The following is a 17,856-nucleotide window of genomic DNA, read 5'->3' on the forward strand; positions in this document are numbered from 1 at the left end:
AGCCGCCGTTGAGCGTGTTCGTCTGGGCCGAGGACGAGCCGTCCGCGCCGGAACCGCTGGCCGTCGCGGTCGTTGGGCTCGGTTCGTTCACCACCGTCGGAATCGTGTCCGTGGTCGTGACGGGCGCGGGCACCTCGGGCAGCACGGGGGCCGTCGGAACGGTTGTCACCGGCGGCACCGAGAGGTCCGGCGTCACTGGAAGTGGCTGAATGGCTGCCTGAGATGGAGGCGGAGTAACCGGGGCCTGAGGAAGCGGGAGTTCCGGGATGAACTGAGTCCAATCCGGGACCGGCGGCAACGGAGGAACTGCAGGTACAACCGTCTGGACCTGCTCCTGCAACCGCTGCAACCATATCTCCAGGTCGGAGCGCTGAGTCTGATCGATGATGGAACCCGTGGATTCCGACGCGCCTGCCAACAGAGCCTGCGCACCGGACACGTCACCCGACGCGATCAGCTGCTCGGCCTGTTCTAGCTTGGTCGTCGTATCGATCTGCGCGACCGTCGACTCGGCTTGCTGGGAGAATACGACCGACTTGACGTTCCACAAGGGATCGCCGGGTGCGGAGTTGTACGAGAAGACGACGAGGCCGCCCATGGCGACAGCAATGGCTGCAGCGGCGCCGGCGACCGGGCGGAGCAAACTCGGCCGCGAGCTACGCGGTGCCTTGTTGCGGAGGCCAACGGCTGCAATCTCACGATCGACGGCGTCCGCAACCTCGTTCAGGCCCGGACCTGCAGGCAGAGCCGGAGCGGTGATCTCGGCACGCCAGCTCGTAAGGAGCAGCGCGAGCTGGTACTCGTCGGCGTCGTCGGTGGCGATCGGGCCTTCGCCGCGAATGGCCTCGATGAACTCGTCGTCCCGGCGCACTGCCGCAATGTCGACGGGCCCGGAATCGGCACGGTCGCCGAGCTCGGATGCCTGCGATGACGCTGCCGTCTGCGCCGATCGATCGAACTGACCGATACGGGGAATGCCATCACGGCCGTTGTTCCTAGCCATACATTTCACCCGCTTTCACAACTTCGTTCTTCAACTTCGCGATGGCTCGGTGTTGAGCCACGCGGATGGCGCCTGCAGTACTGCCCACTGCCGCTGCTGTTTCTTCTGCCGACAATCCGACGATCAGTCGGAGCACCAGAATTTCTCGATGCTTTGCGGGCAGGGTGTCCAGCAGGGCGGTCATCTGTCTACTCGACTCGGACTCCAGAGCACGTTGCTCCGGTCCGTGTTCTGTAGACACGACATCTGGTACTTCGGCAGCCGGGTCCGATTTGTTACGCGAAGCGCTGCGATGCGCGTCTGCAACCTTGTGGGCCGCGATTCCGTAGACGAAGGCCATGAAAGGTCTGCCTTGATCCTGATAGCGCGGCAAGGCGGTCATGACTGCCAAGCAGACCTCCTGCGCGACGTCGTCCGCAGAGAGCTGACCACGCTCCGCGGAACCCACTCGGGCACGGCAATACCGCACCACGAGAGGACGAATGATCTCCAAAACTCGGCTGAGTGCGGCTCGTTCGCCTTGCGCTGCGGCAGCGACGAAGGAGTCCAACTCCTCACCCGTGTTGTTCATCGCTCAAGGATTCCCCGCGTTACAGTGACGCCGCCGCTCCGACGGGCGCTTCCACCAGCAAGGGTGGAACCCCGTAAGGATAGCGACCTTCCACCCCCACAATCGAACCACTCGGTTCGTGGGCTCACGCCCTGGCGAGGTGGATACCTCGCCGTCGCAGTACGGCAGCGCACTCGTCGATGATGGGCCGCGCCGTCGCCGCATCCCCCAGTCCGTTCAGCAGCATGGCGGCCGCCCAGCGCAAGGGGATGAGCGAGCGCTCCGAACAGGTGCCGAGCGCCTGCTCCGCCGTAGTACGGCTGCGCTCGACGTCTCCGATCGAGCTGTAGGCCGCAGCCGCTATCAGCTCCGTCTTCACCCGGTGACGTAACGAAATGGTATCGGTCGAGAGTGCAAGAGCAGCAGTGGCGTGTCGGACGGCGGCAGCGCCGTCACCCGAGACCATGGCCAGTTCGGCTCGCACCCACCACAGCCTCAGTCGCTGACGCCGGTGCCGGTGCCGCTCGGTATTGCCCGCTTCACCGAGCACCGCCTCGCACCGCGACAGCAACGCCGCGGCCGCACTGAACCGTCCGCGGCCGAGAGCGTCGGCAGCCAGGCCGGTCAAAGCATCGCACCGCGCATCCGTCAGCATGGGCGACGCCAGAGGTCCGTTCAACCCGACCGATGCGATCGCCCGCCCGTCGTACCGCGCAGCCAGTCCGTGCGCACCGGCCTGCCTGGCCCACGACGCCCTGGTCGACGCAGCGAGAGAACGTAGCGCACTGGACAGATCAGCGTCGCGCTCGAGCCGGTCGAGTTCTGCAAGCGCCGAGGCGTAGCGGCCCTGTCCCCCAAGAGCGACACCGCGATGCCAACTGGACAGAGGGTCGTGCGCCGCGCCCAGAGGCCAGCGGCCGGGATCCTCACCCCAGGCGACACCCTCGATATCAAAGCTCACCGGCTCACGGTACAAGGACGCCTGGAACCCACGTGCATTCGAATGAGCATTACCGCAACGGTGCACTTTTGGTGTGGGCCGTTCGGGCGCATTCCTCGATTCCGCTTCATCGTCCGACATTTCGGCTATATGTTTCACGGAATTAACAATGCGACCAAATGAACTGGCGGTAAGAGGAAACTGACGAACATGTAGCCGATAGGTTAACTGCTCGAGGCACGGTACGGACGAAAGCAATCGGGCAGACCTTCGGTCGCACTTCGTTCTCCCACCGACGACCCCATTCGGCGAGGCGACCACCGACCGGGTCACGTCGATTCGGGCCCCTCCGCCCTCGGCAACCCTTCTCGTCAGTGATCCACCTAATACAGGCCCTCAGCAGCCACTACGTCGCGCACGCGGTCGCAATCTTGCACTACGCCCACCGTCCGATCTCCGATGGCCGCCCGCGTCCGACTGTCCGCGAACGCTTGAATACGACCGGGCTCGGCCCGAAAGACGCACGAGCGGGGTACGAATGGCACGCACGAGAATGGTTCGATGTAAATGTCAACAGAGTTAAATTCTGGAGTTTGCACTATGTAAATCACCACGGTGAACAACTCTTGACGCGATTTCGTGCGCACACATAGCGTTGCAATGGTTCCGCTCGGATAAGCGTTATCGCTCAACCCGGCAGAAACGAGTTCACCACAAGATCGTCCTCACCGCAGAACAGAACGCACAGTTCACGTCCTGCAGGCGTCCACGAGACGCGTCGCAGGAGAACGGTTCGCACGTTGCCGGCGAGCACACACCCTAGGAGTCAAGAAATGCCACAGCCGAACCACCTCCCTGGGCCCAATGCCGATATCTGGGACTGGCAGATGCACGGCCTGTGCCGTGGAGTCGACTCGTCGATGTTCTTTCATCCCGACGGCGAACGAGGACGAGCCCGTGCTCAGCGCGAAATGCGTGCGAAAGAAATGTGCCGAAGCTGCCCCGTACTCGCCCAGTGCCGCTCACACGCACTGAGCGTGTCCGAGCCGTACGGCATCTGGGGCGGCATGTCCGAGACCGAACGCGAGATGCATGCCCGGCACAACCGTCGCCGACTGGCCGTATAGGTAGTCAGGAAACGAAGCAGGGCCCCTTCCGATAGCCGGAAGGGGCCCTGCTCGGTGTGAAACGGTGTCACCAACTAGTGGCTGTGGCCGTGTCCGCCTGTCTGCTCGACTTCTTCGACCGGCTTTTCGACGATCGCGCTCTCGGTCGTCAGAATCATCCGTGCGACGGACGCCGCATTGACGACGGCCGAGCGCGTCACCTTGACCGGGTCGACGACACCGTCGGCGAGCAGGTCGCCGTAGGTCAGGGTGGCGGCGTTGAAACCGTGCCCCTTCGCCAATTCGGCAACCTTGCTGACGACGACGGATCCGTCGACACCCGCGTTGGATGCGATCCAGAACAGCGGCGCGTTGAGTGCAGTGCGCACGACGCCGACGCCCGTTGCTTCGTCACCCGAAAGGCCGAGGTTGTCGGCGAGAGAGAGCGCAGCCTGTGTCAGCGCGGAGCCGCCACCGGGGACGATGCCCTCTTCGACAGCCGCCTTTGCTGCGTTGACAGCATCCTCGACACGGAACTTGCGTTCCTTGAGCTCGGTTTCCGTGGCTGCACCGACCTTGATGACGGCAACGCCACCGGAGAGCTTCGCGAGCCGCTCTTCCAGCTTCTCGCGGTCCCACTCGGAGTCGGTGTTCTCGATCTCGCGACGCAGCTGACCGACGCGAGCGTCGATGTCGGCCTGCGTGCCCGCACCGTCGACGATGGTCGTTTCGTCCTTGCCGACGACGACCCGACGAGCCTGGCCCAGAAGGTCCAGTCCGGCTTCCTTCAGACTGAGGCCGACGTCCGCGGTGATGACCTGACCGGCGGTGACGACGGCGAGGTCGTCGAGGAACGCCTTGCGACGGTCGCCGAAGAACGGGGCCTTCACTGCGACTGCCTTGATGGTCTTGCGAATCGAGTTGACGACGAGGGTCGACAGGACTTCGCCCTCGGTGTCCTCGGCGATGATCAACAACGGCTTGCCGCTCTCGGCGACCTTCTCGAGGAGAGGAAGGAAGTCGGGAAGCGAGGTGATCTTCTCACGGTGCAGCAGCACGTAGGCGTCTTCGAGGACAGCCTGCTGTGCGTCGACATCGGTGACGAAGTACGGCGACAGGTAGCCCTTGTCGAACTGCACGCCCTCGGTGACGACCAGCTCGGTGCTCAGGCTGGACGACTCTTCGACGGTGACGACGCCGTCGGCACCGACGCGAGTGAGCGCCTCTCCGACGAGCTCGCCGATCTCGGAATCACGCGAGGACACCGTGGCGACCTGAGCGATGGCTTCCTTGCCCTCGACGGGGGTGGCGGCAGCGAGAAGTGCTTCGGCGACTTTGTCTGCAGCCTTGGCGATTCCGGCGCCCAGCGCGATGGGGTTGGCGCCCGCCGCGATGTTCTTGAGTCCTCCGCGCACGAGGGCCTGAGCCAGCACGGTGGCGGTGGTGGTTCCGTCGCCTGCGACGTCGTTCGTCTTGGTGGCGACGCTCTTGACGAGCTGCGCACCGAGGTTCTCGAACGGGTCTTCCAGGTCGATCTCACGGGCGATGGACACACCGTCGTTGGTGACCGTAGGGCCGCCGAACGCCTTGGCGAGCACGACGTGCCTGCCGCGGGGCCCGAGCGTCACCTTCACGGCGTCGGCGAGCTTGTCGACGCCACGCTCGAGAGCGCGACGCGCGTTCTCGTTGAATTCGATTTGCTTGGACATCTTCTGGGACTACTCCTTCGAGTTCGTGACTCGATCGAAACGCAGTCCGCCCCGGGACCGAGTGTGTCGGGCTCCGGGGCGGAATGCGTAAGGCTTACTTGCCGATGACAGCCAGCACGTCACGTGCCGACAGGATCAGGTACTCCTCGCCGGCGTACTTGATCTCGGTGCCGCCGTACTTGCTGTAGATGACGGTGTCGCCTTCTTTGACGTCGACCGGGATCCGGTTGCCCTTTTCGGTGACACGACCCTCGCCGACTGCGACGACGGTGCCTTCCTGAGGCTTCTCCTTGGCTGTGTCGGGGATGACCAGACCGGAGGCGGTCGTCGTCTCGGCCTCGTTGGCCTGGACGAGGATCTTGTCCTCGAGCGGCTTGATTTTCACGCTCGCCACGTTGAGCCCTCCAAAGTTATGGGGTACGCGTCCGGGGTCGGATCCCCGGACTGCTGTGTTTTCGGTTTTCTTTACGTTCACAGCTCTTCGCTCGTTCCCGTCGTCGCGGGTGCCGGGACTTCGCTCAGCGCCAACTAGCACTCTATACACGCGAGTGCCAGCACTCAACCCCAACGGTTGCAAGCTTTCGAGACCGGCCTTCCCGACCCCCGTTCGTTCCAGACGCAGCCGCTCACGTCCGCGCCGCAGCACTCGCCATCGCGGCTCGGACCAGCGGCGCCACCTCGGTGCCCAACAGTTCGATCGATCGCAGGACTTTTTCGTGCGGCAACGTCCCGACACTGATGTGCAGCATGAACCGTTCGAGCCCGAGGGTGCGCGCCGTCGTGACTATCTTGTCGGCGACCGACTTCGGGTCACCGATGAACAGGGAGCCGTCGGCCGACCGAGATTCCTCGAACGACGCCCTCGAAATCGGGCCCCACCCACGCTCGCGCCCGATGTGCGACATCGCGACTCGGTAGGGCGGAAAGAACTCGTCGGCCGCGGATTGGGTCACCTCACCGACGTAACCGTGTGCGTGAACTGCGATCGGCGCCGGCGGCTTGCCGAATTCGGCGAGTGCCCGACGGTGCAGGCCGGCGAACGGTGCGAATCGCGCGGGCTCGCCGCCGATGATCGCGAGCGCCATCGGCAGCCCGTACGAGGCGGCGCGCACGACCGACTGGGGGTTTCCACCGACACCGACCCAGACGGGCAGCGGATCCTGGAACGGCCGCGGGTATACGGCAACGTTCTGTAGCGCGCTGCGATGCGTGCCCGACCAGGTGACGCGCTCCGACTGCGTCAGGGCGACGAGCAGGTCGAGTTTTTCGTCGAACAGTTCGTCGTAGTCGGCCAGGTCATAGCCGAACAGCGGAAACGACTCGGTGAACGACCCGCGTCCGGCGATGATCTCGGCACGACCGGAGGACATCTGATCCAGCGTGGCGAAATCCTGGAACACCCGAACCGGATCGTCCGAGCTGAGCACGGTGACGGCGCTCGTCAGCCGAATGGATCGGGTCGAACCGGCGATGACGCCGAGAACGACAGCCGGTGCAGAAGCCGCGAAATCCTCCCGGTGATGTTCGCCGACGCCGTAGATGTCCAGGCCCGCTTCTTCAGCGGCCTGCGCCTCCTCGATTACCTCGCGCAGGCGGTCCCCGTGACTTCTCACCTCGCCTGTACGCGGGTCCGGATACGTTTCGACGAACGTGGTGACGCCCATTTCGAACGGGTGGATGCTCATAGGAAAAGGTTAATGCGAGACGCACTCGTCGGAATTTTTGCGATGTTTCGGATGCCTCCACTGTTCGTAGGTGATCGGACGCGGACTTCCGCTTTTCGCTGCAGTCGAGCCCGTCATCGGCGCAGGTCGAGGCACCTTTCTCTCCACGTCGATCATCGCCTGGTCCAGGAAAAGAATGGCCGCCAATTGTTTTGTATCCACCGTCGATATAGACCGGGTGCGGCGATTCACATTCGCGCGGGGAGCTCTGTAACGTTAAGATAACGGGACGCGACAACAATGTCGGCGCTGCACCGATTCGAGTACGGCGCACCTCGAACCAGGCCCGCGCGGCTGCGTTCGAAATCGACCACAGGGTGGGGGGTGCACGATGAAGGCTGCCATCGGGGTCTCCTCGGGCGCCGAAGTCGTCTGCGCTGCGCTCGTCGTGGCGGCGGACGACGGTTCGCGCACCGTCGAACACCGCACCGTCTCCTCAGATCGCGAAGTCAATACCGATACCGGTGACCTCGTCGCTTCCGCGATCGAACTGATGGTGTCGCTCGCACCCACGCCCGCAGGCACAGCTGCACACCGCGGCGAACGCAGTGTCGACCAGATCGCAGTCACCTACCGGAGTCCAGGGCAGTTGTCGTCGGTCCGATCGGCGCTGTCCGGTTCGCACCGCAGCGCGCGGCTCGTGCCGGAGGCTGCCGCAGCCGCCTCGTTCTTCGACGATTCCGGACTGATTGCACGCTACGGAACCGTTGCGATCGTCGACATCGGAGCCACGGGAACAACGGTGTCGATCGTCGACACCGTTACTGGGCACGTCCGAATCGACGATCGCACCGACACATTCGGTGGAGTCGTCGTCGACCGACTGGTCAGGGACCTACTCCACGCCCGACCCGGGTCGATGCGCGACGATCGCGGTGCAGTGACGGCACGCAGCCGCTCCGTCAAAGAACAGCTGTCGATGCACGAGTCGGCAGCAGCGGGCGGAACCGGCGACGCCGCGACCATCGACCGCGTCACGCTCGAGGAGGCCGTTCAACCGCATGTGGAGGCCCTCGCACGGTTCACCGCCGCCACCGCTGCCTCGGTCGACGCTCGCCTCGACGCCGTCGCACTCATCGGCGGCAGCGCGCACATCCCGTGCGTCCGAGTCGGCTTCGAGTCGACTCTGCGCCTCACCGTCGTCGTTCCCCCCGACCCCGATACGGTCCTCGCCACGGGCGCAGCACTGCTCGCACTCGAGTCCGAGTCCAGCTCCTATCCCGTCGCCGGCAGGGGAGCCGACGGCGACGGTCGATCCATGGGCCGGTTGTCCGGCGTTCTGGCAGGCGCTCTGGTGGCGGGTGGACTCGTGCTCGCATACGGACTCCAGGCGCTGACGCCGAGCGACGACGCAGGCGTTTCGCCCGCAGGTTCGGCCGTACCGTCGGCCAGGGCAGTCGCGGGCGTCGAAGAGTCCATAGCCGACGTGGATTTGGACGACACAGCAACGAGTACATCCGACGTCGGTGCCACCACGGACGGCGACACATACCCGCAGATGAGTTCGACTTCGCCGTCGTCGGCGTGGACGACTGCACGCGCACCCGCAACGCCCACGCTGCATCCCGCGCCCGATCTGCCGATCATTCCGTGGCCTTCCCAGCCGGCGCGCGCGCAGCCCGACGAAGTTGAAGTCGACGTCGCACAGCCACCTGCCTCGCCGCCCACGCTGCCGAGCCCGTCGCCGGACGAGTCGACTGAGGTTCCGCTGCCTGACAGCCCAGGCGGCCCAGGCGGCGGGACGCCGCCCCCGTCGACGACTACGCCACCACCCGTCACCACGCCGCCCACGACGACACCACCCGTCACCACGCCGGAGGTTCCAGTTCCGACACCGAGTCCGACGGAGATCGCTCCACCCACCCAGATCGAGCCGACGACGATCGGGGCACCCACGACCGAAGTCAACGGCGTTCCCACCTCGCCCGAGCTGACGCCGCCGCCCACGGTGTGGACCCCACCTCCGGCCGCGCCGGCGGGCGACACCGCGTGGACCGAATCTCGGACGCCCGAATCGTCGACGACCGTGCAGTCAGCGTTGCCGGTTCCCGGCTGAGTCAGCGTTGCCGGCTCCCGGCTGAGTCAGCGTTGCCGGTTCCCGGCTGAGTCAGCGACGGCCGGAGGTAATGCTGGTGGAGACCGGCAGTCCCGGATCGGTCGCAGCTCGCAGATCCGACGGCGGAGCCCCGCCTGCCACGAGATGTGCACCGAGTGCGGCGATCATGACACCGTTGTCGGTGCACAGCCGCGGCTTTGGAATCCTCAACGTCAATCCAGCTGCGGCACAGCGCGACTCGACCATCGACCGAATGCGCGAGTTGGCTGTGGCTCCCCCGCCAAGTACCACCGTGTCCACATCGACGTCGGTGGCAGCCCGAACGGCCTTGAGCGTCAGCACATCTGCCACCGACTCCTGGAACGACGCGGCGATATCTGCCACCGGTATCTCGTCCCCTGCTCGGCGACGCGCTTCGACGAACCGCGCCACTGCCGTTTTCACACCGGAGAACGAGAAGTCGTACCTCGCGTCACGCGGACCCGTCATGCCCCGGGGAAACGCGATGGCGTTCGGATCGCCCTGGCGGGCAGCGTCGTCGAGTGCCGGACCACCCGGGTAACCGAGGCCGAGCAGACGGGCAACCTTGTCGAAGGCTTCACCCGCTGCATCGTCGACGGTGGTACCGAGTTCGACGATGGGCGCACCGAGATCGTCGACATGGAGTAGGTGGGTGTGCCCGCCGGAGACGAGCAGAGCGACACACGACGGCATCGGTCCGTGTTCCAGTGTATCGACGGCGACGTGTCCACCGAGATGGTTCACCGCGTAGAACGGCACTCCCCACGCCGCTGCATACGCCTTTGCCGCGGCAACACCGACCAGTAGAGCACCTGCCAGGCCGGGACCGATGGTGACCGCGACGGCATCCGGGCGATCGATGTCTGCCGTTGCCAGCGCACGGCGCATGGTCGGGACGATTGCCTCGAGGTGCGCCCGCGACGCCACCTCGGGAACCACACCACCATATCGCGCGTGCTCGTCGACGCTCGAGGCAACTTCGTCGGCCATCAACTCGCAGACACCGGAGTCGTTCCAGCGCACGACACCCACGCCCGTCTCGTCACACGAGCTTTCGATTCCCATGACGATCATGGTGTCGCCTCCCCCGTCTCGGTACCGCGTCGCTGCATCGTGAATGCGTCTGCGCCACTGGGCTGGTAATAGTTGCGTCGGGTTCCGACGATCACGAAGCCTTCTCTCGAGTACAACTCGATCGCCGCGGTGTTGTCGGTTCGCACCTCCAGGAATATCGGCCCGCCGTGCCGATCGGCCGCAGCGAGAAGCGCATCGAGCAAGGCGCCTCCGATACCGCGACGGTGCGCGGCCGGGTCCACACCGATGGTGTGGACCTCAGACTCCGCAGATGCACCGCGGCCCAGCAACGCGATGCCCGCATACCCGAGCAGGCGTCCATTTTCTCTGGCAGCGACGTAAACATTATGCGGCGCAGCGAGTTCGGACAGAAATGCCCGTTCGGGCCACGGGTCGTCGCCCGGAAACAGAACACTTTCCAGTTCGGCGCAACGCGCCGCGTCCTCCGCGCGCAGAGGTGCGATCTCGACCGTCACAGCGCAGCCTTTTTCACAGCGAAGCCCTTTTCGCGGCCGCGCGTTCCTCGATGGTTTTGGCGTCCGGTCGTCGCAGATACAGCGGAACCAACGGGTCCGGAACGCCGCCTGCGATCAGCACTTCGTATGCGACGGAGACCAATCCCTCCGGCGACGGCGATTCGATGTCACGCACGGGCAGGTCGAACAACGCCGCGTGTGCCGGCGATCCGGCCGCGGCCGCGGCGTTGCCGCGGTCGACCAGATCGGGCGCGGACACGTCCGGGCCCGCGACCCGAACGCCGTCGCAGTATTCGGCCCAATAGACCTCACGTCTGCGCGCGTCGGTGACCACGAGCAGGTCGACCTCGTCGATCACCTGAGCGGCGATGGCGTCGAGGCTGCAGACACCGTGCACGGGGAGACCCAGCGCATCACCGAACGCCGCGGCCGTTGCCATACCGACCCGCAGGCCCGTGAACGGCCCGGGACCCACGCCGACGACGACCGCATCCAGATCAGCGGGGCTCAGCCGAGCTTCGGCGAGGCATTCCACAATGTTGGGAGTAAGGATCTCGGCATGCAGGCGGGCATCGACGACGACACGCCGGGCAAGCGTTCGCATGCCGGTCCGATCGTCGCCGGTCAGAGAAATCACGCCGGCAATGACAGCGGGTGTGGAGGTATCGACGGCGAGAACGAGCACGGTGATTCAGAGTACCCGCATGTCACCGCGGTCCGGATGCGGCTGTCGACACGGCCGTCGGTACACAGCTATTGCTGGGCCGAGCCGATTCGCTGCACGCGTACCAGGCGGGCGTCGGTGTCGTCGTCGCGGCTGATCCGCACCGAGACATGACTGTCGGCGAGTTTCTCCACCAGACCCTCGCCCCACTCCACGACGACGACCGCATCCTCGAGGTCGGAGTCGAGGTCGAGAGCGTCGAGTTCGTCGAGTGCCGATTCGCCCGACATGCCGAGGCGATAGGCGTCGACGTGCACCAGCGTCACGCCTGGTTCTCCGTTCGGGCGCACGCCGGGCCGGTGTTCACGAGCAATGACGAACGTCGGCGAACTCACTCGGCCGACCACTCCGAGACCGACCGCGATCCCCCGCGTCATCGCGGTCTTGCCCGCACCGAGCGGACCGTCGAGAACGACGAGGTCGCCCGCACGAAGTGTCTGCGCCAGCCGGTAGCCGAAGTTCTCCGTGTCGGACGTCGTCGGCAGGATGATCTCGCGGCCGTCGAAGTGCAGTCCGGACCACGTGAGCTCGTCCTGTTGCGAGATCGCCGCGTCGTCGCTCTCAGACAATGCCCCTCCGCCCGGATCGACGCCGCCCACCGAAGTCCTTTCCGCGAGTGCCCAGACGGACGAGAGCCGCATTCACCTTGTCCGGGAATTCGAGTTGCACGAGGTGCCCGGCTTGGCGCACCCGCACCATCTCTGCGTTCGGCAGGGCATCGGCCATCGCGATGGAGCTGGCCAACGGAATTATCCAGTCGTCGTCGCCGCACACCACGGTGACGGGTATGCGCTCCAGCTCGACCAACGCGTCGCTCTCGTCGTGTAGTTCGAGGGTTTTCAAAAAGTTGACGATGGTGACCACCGACGTGTCGTCGATCATCTTCTGTGTGAAGGCCACCAATCGGGGGCTGACCCGCGTTCCGTAGGACGCAGCCCGCAGAACCGGAGCGATGAGCGCCTTGGCTGCACCACGGCCGAACTGGACGACGCCGGGCGAGGTGCGGACCGCGCGACGGAAGGCGTCGACCACCGGGTTGTCGAGGCTGCGGCCGAGCCCGTTCTCGGCAAGACCGGCTGCTGTGGTCGAGATCAGCCCGACCCCGATGACACGTTCCCGGACCAGCTGCGGCTTCTGCCGCGTCAGAGACAAAATCGTCATGCCGCCCATGGAGTGGCCGATGAGCATCAGCCTGCCGCGCGGGGCGACCGATCTGATCACCGCGTCGAGGTCCAGACCGAGTTGAGCGATGGTGCAGCTCTCGGTGGTGGGTGTGCCGGATCGGCCGTGCCCGCGCTGGTCGTAGAAGACCATGCGGACGCTCGATCCCCACTCCTGTTCGAGGGCTTGCCGCTGGAAGTGCCACGACGACATCCGCAGGCAGTATCCGTGGACGAACACTGCGGTGACGGGAGCGTCCGTCGGTCCGACCTCGCGGATCGCCAGCGGTACACCGTCGTCGGCGACGACGATCGAGCCACGGTCGGCGTCCATGAGTTCCAGGTTCTCGGCCGCAAGCGGATCCTTGTTGGAGCGCAGCAGGGTCTCGCGGAGCGCGATACCGACGCTGCCCAGGATGCCGAGGTTCTGAGCCAGGCTCACCGTGGCGCCTCCTCGGGTGTCGTCGACGGAATTCGAGGGCCCTCGGGAGCACCGACGCCGGCGTATCTGCGCCGTGCTCGTCCACCGATACCGGTGACCACCTCGTAGTGGATGGTGCCCAGCGTATCCGCCCAGTCTTGCGCGACGGGCACACCGTCGTCACCGGACCCGAACAGAACTGCCGTGTCTCCCTCCGCAACGCCGCTGCCGCTCGGGCCGAGATTCACCACAAACTGATCCATGCAGACGCGGCCGACCGACGGATACCGCATGCCTGCGATCGAGACGTCGAAGCGCCCACCGAGGTTGCGGATAACGCCGTCGGCATACCCCATCGGAATCAGTGCTAGGACGGTGTCCTCAGGGGCTGTCCACGTGTGGCCGTACGACACGCTTTCTCCGGCCCGGACCTTCTTGACCAGCGCTACCTCCGCCGACACCGTCATCGCGGGAACCAAATCGAATCCCCCGAGCTCGGGGATCGGTGACAGCCCGTACGCGGCGATACCGGGACGGATCATGTCGAAACGCAGATCGGGCCGCGTCAACGCAGCCGCCGAGTTTGCCAGGTGCACGATGTCCGGCCGAAGACCCGCCGCGCGAGCGCGTCTCACGGACTCGGCGAGTACAGCGGCTTGGCGGTCGTTCGCGGGATGGTTCGGCTCGTCGGCGCAGGCAAGGTGCGAGAACATGCCGCGGAGGCGGACCGAGCCTTCCGCGACCGCACGGCCCAGCGACGAGAGCACAACGTCCAGGGCGTCCGGTTCGACGCCGTTGCGGTTCAAGCCCGTGTCGATCTTGAGCGTCACCACCGCAGTCCGGCCGGTCCGGCGGGCTGCGTCGACCACCGCCGTCAGCTGCGACTCCGACGACACTCCCAATTCGATCCCGTTGTCGATTGCAGGCGCAAAATCGGTATCCCGGCGATGTAGCCACGACAGGATCGGAGCCGAGACGCCGGCCTGCCTCAGAGCGATGGCTTCACCGACCGTCGTAACACCCAATTCGGAGGCCCCGGCCGCCACCGCGGTCCGCGCCACCGCGAGTGCACCATGGTTGTAGCCGTCGGCCTTCACGACAACCATGGTTGCCGCGTCTCCTGCGTGGTCGACGAGAACCCGCACATTGTGGGTGATCGCAGCGAGGTCCACCGTGACAGTCGACCCTGCCCCGGTGTCCGGGTCGTCGACGGCTCCGTCGTTCGTCGCAGTTCTTCCGGTCTCCACAGCAGTCGATAGTGCCACCCGACGTTCGGCAAAAGTGCACTCGGCCCGACGAGACGGCCTTTTTGCTACACCTCGGCCGCGACCGAACGCACAATTCGGATGGCGTCGCGGATCGAGGAAAGCAGCGGACCCGCAGAGATCGGCGCGGCGAACTCGCCGTCCGAACCGTGGGCCGCCGTCGCCGCGGCAAGTGCATGCACACGCGTCCCACATCCCGCCGCGGTCAACGGCTCGAGTCCGGATGCCACGAGTGCCCCGAGGACGCCCGAGAGGACGTCACCGGAACCAGCGGTGGACGCTGCCGAGCCTCCAGCGTCGTTGACGAGCACGCGGCCGTCGGGAGCTGCGACGACGGTTGCACGACCCTTGAGCAGCACGGTCACACCCCAGTCCGACGCCAGTGCCCGCACCGCAGACACCCGATCCGGGCCGGGCGCTGCGCCGGTGAGCCGTTCGAACTCGCCTGCGTGGGGCGTCTGCAAGGTGGGTGCGGTACGCCCGCGCACCAGGTCGGGGGCGGACGCGACGATCGTGAGTGCGTCGGCGTCGACGACGACAGGCAGGTCGGAAGCAAGTATTTCGGAGAGCCACGCCTTCGAGTGGTTGCCGGTGCCGAATCCGGGCCCCACCACCCAGCTCTGCACACGTCCCGCCTTGTCGAGGTCGGTGACCGCCACGACCTCCGGGTAATGCGACACCACCTCGGCGGCGGCGGTTCCTGAATAGCGGACCATGCCGGATGTGGCGGCGACGGCTGCGCCGGCGCACAGCAGCGCGGCGCCCGGGTACTGGGCACTCCCCGCGACGACTCCGACGACGCCCTGGGAGTACTTGTCGTCCTGCGCCCGTGGAATGGGCCACAGAGACCCCACATCGGAGGGTTCCAGCGCCTCGAAGAACGGCTCCGGCAGGGTGAGACCGATATCGACGAGTTCAACCCTGCCGCAGTACGGCACCGCCAACACGTGAACAGGTTTGCGTGCCCCGAACGCGGTCGTGACCGCGGCACGAACCGCAGGACCGTCGACGGCTCCCGTCAACGGGTCGACCCCGCTGGGAATGTCGGCGGCAACGACGGGCGCGCTGATCGCGGCCACGAGTTCCGCCGCATCGGGACGCAGAGGGCCTCGGCCCGAAATTCCCACGATCGCGTCGACCACGATGTCGGGCGCCCCCGGCGTCGTCACGATCTTTCCGCCCGCTCGGCGGAACGCGTCGAGGCCGTCGGGGTGGGCTTCTTCCGGCTTCAGCAAAATTGCAGTGACCGACACACCGCGACGCCGCAACGCCACACCGGCCCACAGTCCGTCGCCGCCGTTGTCCCCGGACCCCACCAGCACACAGACAGCGCGCCCGAACACCCCGCCCGTCCGGGCCGTCAGTTCGGCCGTAACGACACTCGCGAGCCCATGAGCTGCCCGACGCATCAGCGCGCCGGGCGGCAAGGATGCGAGCAACGGGCGTTCGGCCGAACGGACATGGTCCGGGGTGTAATACTGCCGCATCGTCAGGTCCTTACCTGCGGAACGCCCGCTATTCGACGGTGACGGATTTGGCCAGATTGCGGGGCTTGTCGACGTCGTAACCGCGTGCCTGCGCCACCTCGGCCGCAAAAACCTGCAGTGGAACGGTCGAGAGCAGCGGCTGCAGCAGAGTCGGCGCCGCCGGGATCTCGATGAGGTGGTCGGCGTAGGGCCGGACGGCCTCGTCTCCCTCCTCGGCGATCACGACGGTGCGTGCACCGCGGGCCTGTATTTCGCGGATGTTGCTGAGCAGCTTCGAATGCAGCACGGCGCGGCCCTTGGGCGACGGCATGACGACGATGACGGGCAGACCGTCCTCGATCAATGCAATCGGCCCGTGCTTGAGCTCGCCTGCCGCGAAGCCCTCGGCGTGCATGTACGCAAGCTCCTTGAGCTTGAGTGCGCCCTCCAGTGCGACCGGGTACCCGACGTGACGTCCGAGGAACAAGATCGTCGGCGACGTGGCAAGCTCGCGCGCCAGCGCACGGACAGGCTCCACCGAATCCAGCACACGTTGCACCAGCTCGGGCATGGCTTCGATGTCTGCGAAGTCGCGGGCCACCTCGTCCGGGTATTTGGTGCCGCGGGCCTGAGCCAGGGCCAGGCCGACGAGGTAGTTGGCGGTCACCTGCGCCAGGAACGCCTTGGTGGACGCGACGCCGATCTCGGGGCCCGTGCGGGTGTAGAGCACGGCGTCGGCCTCACGCGGAATTTGCGAGCCGTTGGTGTTGCAGACCGCGAGCACCTTCGCGTTCTGCTCCTTGGCGTGCCGAACGGCTTCGAGGGTGTCGGCGGTTTCTCCCGACTGCGAAATGGCAACCACCAGTGTGGATCGGTCGAGAACCGGGTCGCGATACCGGAATTCGCTGGCAAGCTCCACCTCGACGGGCAGCCGAGCCCAATGCTCGATGGCGTACTTCGCCAGCAACCCGGAGTGATATGAACTGCCACACGCCACCACGAAGATCTTGTCGACCTCACGCAGTTCCTGATCCGAGAGGCGCTGCTCGTCCAACACGATTCGCCGGTTCACGAAATGCCCCAGCAGCGTGTCAGCGATGGCAGCAGGCTGCTCCTGGATCTCCTTGAGCATGAAGTAGTCGTAGCCGCCCTTCTCGGCAGCTGCGAGGTCCCAATCGATGTGGAACGGACGTCCTGTGGCGGGAGTGCCGTCGAAATCGCTGATCTCGTAACCGTCGGCGGTGATGACGACGACTTGATCCTGCCCCAGCTCGACTGCCTCACGCGTGTGTTCGATGAACGCGGCGACATCCGACCCGAGGAACGTCTCACCCACGCCGACACCGACCACCAGTGGAGTCGAACGACGCGCTGCGACAATGGTGTCCGGGTGCTTCGAGTGAGTGAACACCAGCGTGAACGCACCCTCGAGTCTGCGAACGACCGCCTTGGCGCTCTCGACGAAGTCGCCTTGCGTCCTGCCCGTCGCGTAGGCCTGCGACACGAGGTGGACCGCCACCTCGGTATCGGTGTCACTGAGGAACTCGACGCCCGCCGTCTCCAGCTCGGCACGCAGCGGCGCGAAGTTCTCGATGATCCCGTTGTGCACCACCGACACCGCACCCGACGCATCCCGGTGCGGGTGCGCATTGCGGTCGGTCGGGCGACCGTGAGTGGCCCAACGGGTGTGACCCATACCGGCCGTACCGACGAACGTGTCGAGGCCGATCTCGTCGAGCTCGGCCTCCAAATTGGCCAACCGCCCAGCCTTGCGTTCGACAGCTGTAGTGCCCGCCCCATCGAGGATTGCGATGCCCGCGGAGTCGTAACCCCGGTATTCCATGCGCCGAAGCGCCTCGACCACGACGCCCAGAGCCGGGCGGTGGCCGACGTATCCCACGATTCCGCACATGGTGGTTCAGGGTACCCGCCGAGCCGACAGGCCCGTACCTGCGTCGAACCCACCCGATCCGATAGCGTTGCCCCCGTGGCGACACCAAAGAAGCTCGCAGCTCTCCTCGGCAAACGTGGTCCGCACAAGGTGCTTCGCGGAAACCTTGCACTGGCCGGTCAGCCCGGCATCGTGTTCACCCCGGCGCAGGGCTACAACCTGCCCGGCGTCGCCTTCGGGCACGGCTGGCTGCTCGGCGCCGAGCGATAC

Annotated in this window: 16 protein-coding genes; 2 read left to right on the forward strand and 14 right to left on the reverse strand. The window is 65.9% G+C overall.

The features are described from left to right. From WBQ44_RS07650 to WBQ44_RS07660, 3 genes are all read right to left on the reverse strand, one after another. The coding region (locus tag WBQ44_RS07650) for an anti-sigma-D factor RsdA (RefSeq protein WP_495566118.1) at positions 1–1,003 on the reverse strand (1,003 nt) is incomplete at its 3' end. After that, complete coding sequence (locus WBQ44_RS07655) at positions 996–1,574, reverse strand: sigma-70 family RNA polymerase sigma factor (protein ID WP_068432163.1); 579 nt, start codon at positions 1,572–1,574, stop codon at positions 996–998. The genes WBQ44_RS07650 and WBQ44_RS07655, both read right to left, overlap by 8 nt. A 124-nt stretch (positions 1,575–1,698) precedes the next feature. After that, positions 1,699–2,514: a hypothetical protein gene (locus tag WBQ44_RS07660; protein ID WP_495566119.1), complete on the reverse strand. Its 816-nt coding sequence runs from the start codon at positions 2,512–2,514 to the stop codon at positions 1,699–1,701. Positions 2,515–3,326: 812 nt separating this feature from the next. Between WBQ44_RS07660 and WBQ44_RS07665 the strand changes: the two genes are divergently transcribed. Next, positions 3,327–3,620: a WhiB family transcriptional regulator gene (locus WBQ44_RS07665; RefSeq protein WP_495566120.1), complete on the forward strand. Its 294-nt coding sequence runs from the start codon at positions 3,327–3,329 to the stop codon at positions 3,618–3,620. 74 nt (positions 3,621–3,694) lie between these two features. Here the strand turns inward: WBQ44_RS07665 and groL are convergent, their stop codons facing one another. The 3 genes from groL to WBQ44_RS07680 form a co-directional block, all read right to left on the reverse strand. Then, on the reverse strand, positions 3,695–5,308 hold the full coding sequence (groL, locus tag WBQ44_RS07670; protein ID WP_495566121.1) for a chaperonin GroEL: 1,614 nt from the start codon (positions 5,306–5,308) through the stop codon (positions 3,695–3,697). Positions 5,309–5,402: 94 nt separating this feature from the next. Further along, entirely contained in the window at positions 5,403–5,702 is a 300-nt protein-coding gene (groES, locus tag WBQ44_RS07675; RefSeq protein ID WP_075838861.1) for a co-chaperone GroES, read from the reverse strand. Positions 5,703–5,934: 232 nt separating this feature from the next. After that, positions 5,935–6,993: an LLM class flavin-dependent oxidoreductase gene (locus WBQ44_RS07680; RefSeq protein WP_495566122.1), complete on the reverse strand. Its 1,059-nt coding sequence runs from the start codon at positions 6,991–6,993 to the stop codon at positions 5,935–5,937. A 370-nt stretch (positions 6,994–7,363) separates the two neighbouring features. Between WBQ44_RS07680 and WBQ44_RS07685 the strand changes: the two genes are divergently transcribed. Further along, complete coding sequence (locus WBQ44_RS07685) at positions 7,364–9,088, forward strand: Hsp70 family protein (protein ID WP_495566123.1); 1,725 nt, start codon at positions 7,364–7,366, stop codon at positions 9,086–9,088. 51 nt (positions 9,089–9,139) lie between these two features. Here the strand turns inward: WBQ44_RS07685 and tsaD are convergent, their stop codons facing one another. From tsaD to glmS, 8 genes are all read right to left on the reverse strand, one after another. Next, positions 9,140–10,183 carry a tRNA (adenosine(37)-N6)-threonylcarbamoyltransferase complex transferase subunit TsaD gene (gene tsaD / locus WBQ44_RS07690; protein WP_495566124.1) on the reverse strand — a complete coding sequence of 348 codons (1,044 nt, stop codon included), beginning with the start codon at positions 10,181–10,183 and terminating at the stop codon, positions 9,140–9,142. Further along, positions 10,180–10,659, reverse strand: a complete 480-nt coding sequence (gene rimI / locus WBQ44_RS07695) for a ribosomal protein S18-alanine N-acetyltransferase (RefSeq protein ID WP_495566125.1) — start codon at positions 10,657–10,659, stop codon at positions 10,180–10,182. Before rimI ends, tsaD begins: the two co-directional genes overlap by 4 nt. Before the next feature lie 13 nt (positions 10,660–10,672). After that, positions 10,673–11,344 carry a tRNA (adenosine(37)-N6)-threonylcarbamoyltransferase complex dimerization subunit type 1 TsaB gene (gene tsaB, locus WBQ44_RS07700; protein WP_495566126.1) on the reverse strand — a complete coding sequence of 224 codons (672 nt, stop codon included), beginning with the start codon at positions 11,342–11,344 and terminating at the stop codon, positions 10,673–10,675. A gap of 68 nt (positions 11,345–11,412) precedes the next feature. After that, positions 11,413–11,895 carry a tRNA (adenosine(37)-N6)-threonylcarbamoyltransferase complex ATPase subunit type 1 TsaE gene (gene tsaE / locus WBQ44_RS07705; RefSeq protein WP_495566131.1) on the reverse strand — a complete coding sequence of 161 codons (483 nt, stop codon included), beginning with the start codon at positions 11,893–11,895 and terminating at the stop codon, positions 11,413–11,415. A 49-nt stretch (positions 11,896–11,944) separates the two neighbouring features. After that, positions 11,945–12,985, reverse strand: a complete 1,041-nt coding sequence (locus WBQ44_RS07710; protein WP_495566127.1) for an alpha/beta fold hydrolase — start codon at positions 12,983–12,985, stop codon at positions 11,945–11,947. After that, entirely contained in the window at positions 12,982–14,211 is a 1,230-nt protein-coding gene (gene alr, locus WBQ44_RS07715) for an alanine racemase (protein ID WP_495566128.1), read from the reverse strand. Before alr ends, WBQ44_RS07710 begins: the two co-directional genes overlap by 4 nt. 65 nt (positions 14,212–14,276) lie before the next feature. Continuing rightward, positions 14,277–15,716, reverse strand: a complete 1,440-nt coding sequence (locus WBQ44_RS07720; protein WP_495566129.1) for an NAD(P)H-hydrate dehydratase — start codon at positions 15,714–15,716, stop codon at positions 14,277–14,279. 28 nt (positions 15,717–15,744) lie between these two features. After that, the gene (glmS, locus tag WBQ44_RS07725; protein ID WP_495566130.1) at positions 15,745–17,607 is read right to left on the reverse strand and encodes a glutamine--fructose-6-phosphate transaminase (isomerizing); all 1,863 of its coding nucleotides are present in this window, start codon (positions 17,605–17,607) and stop codon (positions 15,745–15,747) included. Positions 17,608–17,856 lie beyond the last annotated feature (249 nt).

This window comes from Rhodococcus sp. (in: high G+C Gram-positive bacteria), from assembly GCF_049591685.1.
Classification (GTDB): domain Bacteria; phylum Actinomycetota; class Actinomycetes; order Mycobacteriales; family Mycobacteriaceae; genus Rhodococcoides.